Origin of the sequence: Salinibacter sp., assembly GCF_036626415.1 — a bacterium.
Classification (GTDB): domain Bacteria; phylum Bacteroidota; class Rhodothermia; order Rhodothermales; family Salinibacteraceae; genus Salinibacter.
Genome location: NZ_JAZKRW010000149.1, coordinates 1 through 6791 on the forward strand (window position 1 = coordinate 1; position 6791 = coordinate 6791).

5 protein-coding genes are annotated in these 6791 nt (G+C 64.9%); all 5 read right to left on the reverse strand.

The window, feature by feature from the left end:
- Positions 1-101: 101 nt before the first annotated feature.
- Complete coding sequence (locus V5A20_RS12550; RefSeq protein WP_332327480.1) at positions 102-2975, reverse strand: putative LPS assembly protein LptD; 2874 nt, start codon at positions 2973-2975, stop codon at positions 102-104.
- A gap of 83 nt (positions 2976-3058) precedes the next feature.
- Positions 3059-4042, reverse strand: a complete 984-nt coding sequence (locus tag V5A20_RS12555) for an ROK family protein (RefSeq protein WP_332315461.1) — start codon at positions 4040-4042, stop codon at positions 3059-3061.
- Between the two features lie 90 nt (positions 4043-4132).
- A complete protein-coding gene (locus tag V5A20_RS12560) occupies positions 4133-4429 on the reverse strand; it encodes an FtsB family cell division protein (RefSeq protein ID WP_332315460.1) in 297 nt (98 codons plus the stop codon).
- A gap of 15 nt (positions 4430-4444) precedes the next feature.
- The gene (eno, locus tag V5A20_RS12565; RefSeq protein WP_332315459.1) at positions 4445-5734 is read right to left on the reverse strand and encodes a phosphopyruvate hydratase; all 1290 of its coding nucleotides are present in this window, start codon (positions 5732-5734) and stop codon (positions 4445-4447) included.
- Positions 5735-5993: 259 nt separating this feature from the next.
- A partial coding sequence (locus tag V5A20_RS12570; protein WP_332327481.1) for a tetratricopeptide repeat protein occupies positions 5994-6791 on the reverse strand: 798 nt, incomplete at its 5' end.

The following is a 6791-nucleotide window of genomic DNA, read 5'->3' on the forward strand; positions in this document are numbered from 1 at the left end:
CCTCCCGGGCCCGCCCTTCGTCCCGCCTTCAGCCGCGCTGAGGGCGGGCTTCTATTTGGGAGAACGTCGCAGGCCGTCGCGAGGCATTCGGCCTGATCGGGCTAGGGGAAGGGACTGCCGCGCCCACTGCCGGCCACGCCGCTCGCGGTGTTGCGGAGTCGGTCTCCAAACCCCCCCAAGGGGCCGTCCTGCCCTGAGTTTGGAATCTGAAGCCGGAGCAGCTGGGAGAGCTGCCCGCTCTTGACCTGAAGGCTGAAGCTGTACGACTGGCGCGAGCCGAAGGGCACCCAGCTGAAGGACATCACCCAGCATCGGCAGCGGCCGATGTCGCGGTTGAGGTTGATGCTGGTGGTGGCCAGTTCGCGCTGGACGAAGTCGTAGCCCGTGCGGCCTTCCAAAGACCATCGCGGCGTTAGGTCGAAGCCAAACTGGGTGTTGAGCGTCGCCCTCCGCCCTTCGATCTGCTTCCGCGGCTTGCGGAAGCTGTAGTTGAAGTCAAAGCTCAAGGTCCAGGGGATGTTCGTGTCGAGGTAGCCCTGAGGCCCGGCCCCGCCGCGCCGAGAACTAGACGCCCCCGTCTGCGCGGAGGGGCGTCCCTGGCCGGGACGCCCGGACGTGCCGCCCCGGCTGCCCGACTGCAGGCCGGGCCGAGTGTCCACGCCACCGCTTCCCCCCTCGCCCTGGAACGAGCTGCTGAGATTGAGACTGAACCGCGTAAGGCGCACCGGCGTGAGCGGGTTTTCCGTGAACATGTAGCGGTCGACGCGCTGGAACTCCCCTCCGTCTTCGGGGCGGCGAAGCTGGTAGGGGGAAAAGGTCATGGACGACCGGACGCTGAAGTCGCGGATCGAGGTGCGGGCCCGAAGGCCAATGTCGCTGAGCTTGAAGGCATCGGCCGTAAAGTTGTACGAGGTGTCCAGGTCGAAGTCCAGCAGCTTGATTTTTTCCTCGTCCGTCTCTCCGGTCGAGTCGACGCGGACGCGCTTCGTCTCAAGCTCGTTGTCCAGGCGAAAGCTCAGGGTTTGCTGCTCATTGCTCCCGCGCACCCGGTTGCCGGTGAGGATGTCGTACCGGATGGGCTCTCCCTGATCGTTTCGGACGGGGTCCCCGTTGGCAAAGCGGAGCGGGCGCGTTTGTCCCCAGAACGGTGCGTTGAAATTGGGACTGTAGCTGAACGAAAGGGACGGACTCACGCGGTGTCGAAGGCCCTGGAAGGGGCCGGCGCGGAGTGGAAAGGTCCCAAACAGCTCCGTATTTGCCGAGAGGCCCGTCGAAAACTCCCGGCGGGCGTAGAAGCCCTGAACCCTTCGCTCCTCCGTGGTGCGGGTGGTGTCCTCTTCGGTCGTATCGCGATTCACGACCCGGCGGACCGTGCTGATGCGCCAGTCCGAGTTGTAGCGAAAATTGGGGCTGAGGCTGAGGTTGTAGCGGTTGACCCGGAAGGAGGCGCTGACTGGAATCTGGTGCGTCGCGCTAAAGTCGAACGGCTCGTCGTCGCCGGTAGCGGTCCGATACTTCTCCCGGTCCACGAGCGCCTCGTACCAGGCGATGCCGGCGACCCGGTCTGCCTCCAAGGAATCGCCCTGCTCGCGGAGCTGCTCCACGTCCCGCGGAGAGAACGAGTAGCTGTTCTCGACCGAGAGGTCGTAGGAGGTTGTGATCTTCTCAAACCATTGGTCCTCACCCACCGCCTGGTCCACCTCAAATGGCTTGAACGAGCGCTGAGTAAAGTCCAGGCTCGGGAGGGTCATGGACACCTCCCCGCTCTGCAGCTGCTGCCGCTGGTTGGCACTCACGCTCAGGTTTTTGCCACTCCCCGGCCAGCTTTTGTTGTAGCGCAGGTTCGACGAAATTTCCTGGCTGACGGCGTCGTTGTAGTTGTTGCTGTTGCGGCGCGCGAAGTCCGTCGAGGTGGCCAGGTTGATGTCACCGCGGATGGTGGCGGTGGGGGAGAGGTCCTGGCTGTGCCGCCACTTGAGCTGCCCCCGATGCCGGTTGGTGAAGTCGGGGTCCTCCTCTTCGCCAATCTGGGTCCGTCGGTAGGTGAGGTTGACCTGCCCGTTGTAGTTGTATCGCTTGCGGTAGCGAAAAATTGGGTTCACCTCGAAGCTTCCCTTCGACCAGACGCTCGCCTGCAGCTGGAGGTCCGTGTAGGTGTTCAGCGCGAAGTACCAGCCCCAGTTGCGGAGGAAGAGGCCCTTGCGGCGGTCCTGGCCGTAGTCCGGTGCGAGGGGGCCGCTCCGTCGCCCCGACACGTTGGGCAAAAACCCGAACGGAAGCCACAGGGGCGTCGGGATGTCGAACAGGTACAGGTGAATGGGGCCGGTGTAGACCCACTTTCCGTCCACCTTCATCTGGTTGGAGCGGAGCGAGTACGAGGGCGTCTCGCCCGGGGGGCAGTCACAGGTCGTGTACCGCCCGTCCTGCACAAACAGGGTGCTGTCCTCGAACACCTTCACGGCGTCGCCCTGCACGTAGCCGTCCTGTTGCTGCGTGCGGGCCGTCACGACACGGCCGCGCCGGGTCTCGAGGCTGTAAGAGAGGGTCTTCCCCGTAAACGATTGGCCGCTTCCCTGCGAGCCGCCACTGCGCTCAAAGATGGGCCGGGCGTCCGCGGTGTCGGAGGGGGAGCCAAACGCTTCGAGGACGCTCGTCTCGAAGTTCATTTCGATGGTGCCGGCCTCCAGGGTGGCGCCCTGGTACGACATCTGCGCCTGGCCGTGCAGGGTGCCGTGGTCCACCGAGTCTCGGGGGGTGACGATGACCAGCGAGTCCGACGCAGTGAATTCTACGCCGCCGCCCTCGGCATTGGCGCCAGGGCGAGCCGCGTCCGGCGACGAGGATTGCTGAGACTGCCGGACGGAGTCGGGAACGGAGCGACCCTCTTGTGCGGCGCCCGGACGGGCGAGAAGGGCCAATGTCAGCAGGGCCCCAAGCCCAACAATGAACCGATCCGGTCGGAGGGAGCGAAACACAATCACCAGGCGGTGGGGTGGACACGAGCCGCCCCCGAGACTGCGCGTGGGCCGTGCGCAAGGGCACGTGTGAACGCCGGTCGCTATCGAGTTCCGACCTGGGCGTCCTCGCCCTCGAAGGCAAGGCGAGCCGCCCCGAGAAGACTGGCCTCGTTGCCGAGCTCTTCCCGGTAAATGTGGAGGTCGTCTCGGAGCCCCGGCGTGACAAAGCGGGGGAGAACGTCGCGGGCGGGATCGAGGATATAGTCTCCAGCCGCAGAAACGCCGCCCCCCACCACAATGGTTCGAATGTCCAGGAGATTTACGGCGGAGCCGAGCACGCACCCGAGCTTGTGGCCGGCCCACGCCAGCATGTCTTGGGCAAACTCGTCGCCCTGTGTGGCCGCTTCGTACAGCACGCGCGGGGACAGCTCCTCCAAGTCGCCCTCCACGAGCTCCTGGACGGTGCTTTCGGGGTGGTTGACGATCCGGTCACGGGCGTGCGCCGTCAAGAATTTTTGGCCGAGGTAGGCCTCGATGGCCCCGCTCACGCCCGAGTTGGCAAAGGGGCCCTCGTGATCGATCGTCATGTGCCCGATCTCCCCGGCCCCACCGGTGCTGCCCCGAAAGATCTTGTTTTGATAAATGATGCCGCCGCCCACCCCGGTGCCGAGGGTGATCATGATGAACGAGTCGACGTGCTGCCCGGCCCCGTAAAAGGCCGACCCAAGGGCCGCCACGTTTGCGTCGTTCTCCACAATGACGGGGAGGGAGTTGTCCAAGCGAGACTGGAGGGCCGAGCGCAGGTTTACGGACGCCCAGCCCTTGATATTGGGCGGGTGTGACACCGTCGTGCGGGCCCAGTTCACGGCGCCGGGCGCCCCGATGCCGATGCCTGCCACGGCGTCCGGCGGGGCCGCGTCACTCAGGGCCGCGACCAGCCCCGTAATTTGGGACACGACGTGCTCGGGTCCCTGCTCGGCCTCCGTAGGGCACGTGGTCTGTTGGAGGATGCCCTCGTCCCGGCCCACGAGTGCGGCCTTCAGGTTCGTTCCCCCGATGTCGACCCCAACGGCGTGTGAGCTCATGTCAGTGCGTAGGGTCGGTACTGGACAGGTGTGTGCGTAGGGCGGAGACTGGAAAACGCATGCCCGATTTTTTGACGATACGGGCGTTCCTTACTCGTCCGGCTCGATGCGGTGGATGGTCTCGCCGGGGCGCTTCATGCCGTACTCTTCTCGGGCGATTCGCTCCACAACGCTGTCCGAGAGGGGACGGTCGAGCTGGGACCGGAGGCGCTCAACCTCGGTGCGGAGCTCAGCGTTCTCCTGCGTGGTGGCCTCCAGCTCCTGGTGCCAGCGGTATCGCTGCCACAGGCTGTGGCTGTCGAAGAAGGCAATCCAGACGAGAACCCCGCCCAGCAGCAGGCCGATCCCCCACCGCACGCGACGGCTAAAAGGCGTAGAGTCGGGCATGGCGGAGGGGGCCGCTTAGTTCGTGAGTGGAAAGGCGTCGAGCCCCGGGTACTGGGCCGTCGCCCCCAGCTGTTCTTCGATTCGGAGCAACTGGTTGTACTTGGCCACCCGATCACTCCGGCTGGCCGAGCCGGTCTTGATTTGGCCCGTCTCGGCCGCCACGGCCAGGTCGGCGATCGTGGTGTCCTCGGTCTCGCCGGACCGGTGGCTGACGACGGCCGTGAATCCGTGCTTCTGGGCCGTCTCGATGGCGTTGAACGTCTCGGTCAGCGTACCAATTTGGTTGGGCTTGATCAGGATGGAGTTGCCGCAGCCCTCGTCGATGCCGCGCTGGAGGCGCTCCGTATTCGTGACGAACAGGTCGTCGCCCACGAGCTGCACCTCGTCCCCAATCGCCTCGGTCAGCAGGGCCCAGCCCTCCCAGTCGTCCTCGTCCATGGCGTCCTCGATCGAGAGGATGGGGTACTGCTCGACCCACCGGGTCCAGTACTCGACCATGTCTTCCGAAGACCGTTCGGTGTCCGGGTCGCTCTTCCAAAAGACGTACGCCTCGTCCTCGACCATTTCGGCGGCCGCGGGGTCGAGGGCCACGAACACATCCGAGCCCGCGGTGTACCCGGCCTTCTCAATGGCGTCGAGAATGAGCTCTACGGCCTCTTCGTTGGAGCCGAGGTCGGGGGCGAAGCCGCCCTCATCGCCCACGGCGGTGCTGTAGCCGCGGTCCTGCAGGACGGACGCCAGGGTGTGAAAGACCTCGGCGCCGGTGCGGAGGGCCTCGGAGAAGGAGCCGGCCCCGGCCGGAGCGATCATGAACTCCTGCATGTCCACATTATTGTCGGCGTGCTCCCCGCCGTTGAGGATGTTCATGAGCGGCACCGGAAGAGTGCGGGCGGTAGCGCGCCCCAGGTGTCGGTACAGCGGCACGCCCAGGGTGGCGGCCCCGGCCTTGGCGGCGGCGAGGGAGGCCCCGAGGATGGCGTTGGCCCCCAGGTGTGACTTGTCCTCGGTCCCGTCGAGGGCGCGGAGCGTATCGTCGATGGATACCTGTTCGAGCACGCTCATGCCCTGGAGGACGTCGGCAATCGCGTCGTTGACGTGGCCCACGGCCTGGCGCACGCCCTGTCCATGGTACCGGTCGGCGTCCCCGTCGCGTAGTTCAACCGCCTCGTACGCGCCGGTCGACGCGCCGCTGGGGACGGCAGCCCGGCCCAGCACACCCTCGTCGGTGGTGACGTCCACCTCCACCGTGGGGGTGCCGCGGCTGTCAAGAATCTGGCGGGCAGTGACACGTTGAATCGAAGCCATGCGGAACGGATGGGAAGAATGCTGAACAGATCCTGACGAAAGGGACGCTTCGCAACAAGACCGTTACGAAGTACCCCTGTTAACTACGTGGTCGGCGCTCAGAACCACAAGACCGACTCGGACAAGGGCATACAAAGACGCCCGCTGTGTTTTGGAAGGGCAGACCTGCAGACAGGGGCGCGGCCGTCGTCTGTGACAAACGAAAGGGCCGACGGCCTTAACGGCACGCCGGCCCTTTGATGTCTGGAGGGGGTCGGGATCAGCCGGAGGAAGGGGCCGACCGGACGGAGGTCGTTTCGCCAATCCACGAGTAGCACCCGTAGTCGATGGTGAACGACTGCCCGCTCTTCCAGTCCTCCCGGTAGAAGATGTCTTCCTTGCTCGGAAAGACCCCACGGTACGTCTGGATCTTGTTGTCTGCAGTCGAGGCAATCGAGGAATCGATCCTTTTCGCCTGCCGGTACTTGTCCACGGCGGCCCAGTAGACGGCCCGGTCGTTCCGGGCCATTTCGCTGCCGCTGCATTGATTCACGGCGCGGGCGTACAGGTCGCCAATGGCAATGTACGCTCGCCCAAAGCCATCTTTCATATCGATGGCCTTCCGGTAGTCTTCACGGGCCCGAGCGAGCTCTCCCATCTTCTGGTAGGCCGTGCCTCGGTTGAAGTAGTCCTCGGCTTTTAGCTCGGCTCCTTGTTCCTCGGCCCGCTCGTACGCCTGAAGCGCGTCCTCGGGACGGCCGTCCTCGAGGTGCATCTGCGCAATCTGTCGAACCGTCTCGGCCGACGGTTCCATCTTCATCAGGCGACTCGAGAGCTCCGAGGCCTTCTGGACGCTGCCCTGCCGGTTGTACGCATTGAACAGCTCCGTCAACAGCTGGGTGCTGTCTGGACTCTGCTCGACCTGCTTCTCCAGGTATGCGATCTTCGCCTGCGGGTTTTTGCCAAAGATGTCTTCCCGGATGGAGCTGATCATCTCGGCCACCTCTTCGTCATCGCCCCGCTTCGACTCCACGGTGTTGGCGAAATCGAGGGCCTGCTGAAGATCGTTGTTTTCAAG

What these genes read in the sequence shown, in the direction of transcription:
- eno (WP_332315459.1), bottom strand. Translation starts at nt 5,734, where the DNA reads ATGGCTTCGATTCAACGTGTCACTGCCCGCCAGATTCTTGACAGCCGC.
- V5A20_RS12555 (WP_332315461.1), bottom strand. Translation starts at nt 4,042, where the DNA reads ATGAGCTCACACGCCGTTGGGGTCGACATCGGGGGAACGAACCTGAAG.
- V5A20_RS12560 (WP_332315460.1), bottom strand. Translation starts at nt 4,429, where the DNA reads ATGCCCGACTCTACGCCTTTTAGCCGTCGCGTGCGGTGGGGGATCGGC.